This is a genomic window from Mesorhizobium sp. M7A.F.Ca.US.006.04.2.1 (genome assembly GCF_004022915.1).
In the GTDB taxonomy this organism is placed as follows: Bacteria; Pseudomonadota; Alphaproteobacteria; order Rhizobiales; family Rhizobiaceae; genus Mesorhizobium; species Mesorhizobium ciceri.
Genome location: NZ_RZQA01001496.1, coordinates 1 through 730, shown reverse-complemented (window position 1 = coordinate 730; position 730 = coordinate 1). Strand labels below are relative to the sequence as shown.

The following is a 730-nucleotide window of genomic DNA, read 5'->3' as shown; positions in this document are numbered from 1 at the left end:
CTCCAGGAAATGGTACGGGGTCGACTACTCGGTCGTAAAGTAGTTCCGACGTTCGCTGGCGGCTCGCCTGTGCGGGCCGCCGACCATTCGAAGGGACAGGCTATGCTCTACCCCGATACCGTCGAAGCTGAAGTCCTCGTGCACAAGCCGTGGTTTGTGGCGACGATGTTCGGCGTCGTCTTTGCGATCTTCCTCGCCTTCAACCTGACGTCGACGAGCTTCGGCGAATTGATGCGCCCGGTCATCGGCGAACCGTCGCAGAGCGGCCTCTATGGTCGGTTTGCCATCGCCTTCGTGATCGCGCTTCTGTTCGTCCTCAATGTCGTCCTGATCGGCTTCGCCTCGCTGCGTGTCCAGATCGCCATCGTCTGGTTCGAACTGCTGCTGCTCTTCCTGGCCTTCTTCGCGACCTTTCATCTCAGCCTGCCCTTCATCCGGGAAAAGCTGCCATTCCTGATTTCCCAGGGCGTGGTGACCACGCTCTACGTCTCGGCCATCTCCATCATCATCGCCTCCCTGATCGCCATACTGGGTGCCGTAGCCAAGCTGTCCACCAACGGCTTCGCCTACGCCATCGCAAGCTTCTACACTTCGTTCTTTCGCGGCCTGCCGCTCCTGATGCAGGTTTATCTGATCTATCTCGGCCTGCCGCAACTGGGCTTCGTGGTCGGTGCGGTTCCCGCCGGCATCCTGGCGCTCTCGCTGTGCTACGGCGCCTACATGACCGAAA

Annotated in this window: 1 protein-coding gene; it reads left to right on the top strand. The window is 60.3% G+C overall.

What is annotated here, in order from left to right:
- Positions 1-102 precede the first annotated feature (102 nt).
- Positions 103-730 (top strand): ABC transporter permease subunit (locus tag EN925_RS38300; RefSeq protein WP_164894798.1); only part of this gene is annotated, 628 nt, incomplete at its 3' end.